We start from the raw sequence: 603 nt of genomic DNA on the forward strand, positions 1-603 counted from the left end.
GGGGGCGGCGGAGCGTCGGCTGCGCCGAAGGCGTAGCGCAGACCCAGGGTCACCGTGTGGCTCTCGTCGTAGTCGCCATCGAACGTGCCGTAGTTGTTCACGGCCGCCGTGGAGTTCGTGAACGTCTTGAACTCCATGTCGCCCGTCAGATAGCGGTACGTCAGGTCGATGTTGGCGCGGTCGCCGATCGCATAGCTCAGGCCCGCCAGGGCTTGCGCCGCGAACTTGGTCGAGCTGTCGTCAGCCGCGATCGAGACCGTGCGCTGGCCGCGGATCGTGCCCACGAACTCGGTGTTGACGCGGTTCACGCCGACGCCGAGGCCCACGAACGGACGAACGCCCCAGTACTCGCCGCCGATGTCATAGATGACATTGGCCATGAGCGTGGTGGATTCGATGTCGCCTTCCGGCGAGAAGCAGGGGCCCGTGGCCGGCGTGAAGTTACACACGCCCGACGGAACCGAACCCGTCGAGTGACGGATGCGGCCGATGTCGCCCGAGCGGTAACCGCCTTCGAGCTCGACGCGCCAGTTCGGGTTGAACCGGTAGCCCAGACGCGCGAACGCGGCCCAGCCGTCGTTCACTTCGGCGTTCCAGTTCACG

General features: G+C 66.5%; 1 protein-coding gene. It reads right to left on the reverse strand.

From position 1 onward, the window contains the following. Window positions 1–603 (reverse strand): outer membrane protein (locus tag ACP7AR_RS17510; protein WP_426188580.1); only part of this gene is annotated, 603 nt, incomplete at both ends.

It is taken from the genome of Microbacterium sp. TWP3-1-2b2 (genome assembly GCF_049896145.1).
Taxonomy (GTDB): domain Bacteria; phylum Actinomycetota; class Actinomycetes; order Actinomycetales; family Microbacteriaceae; genus Microbacterium.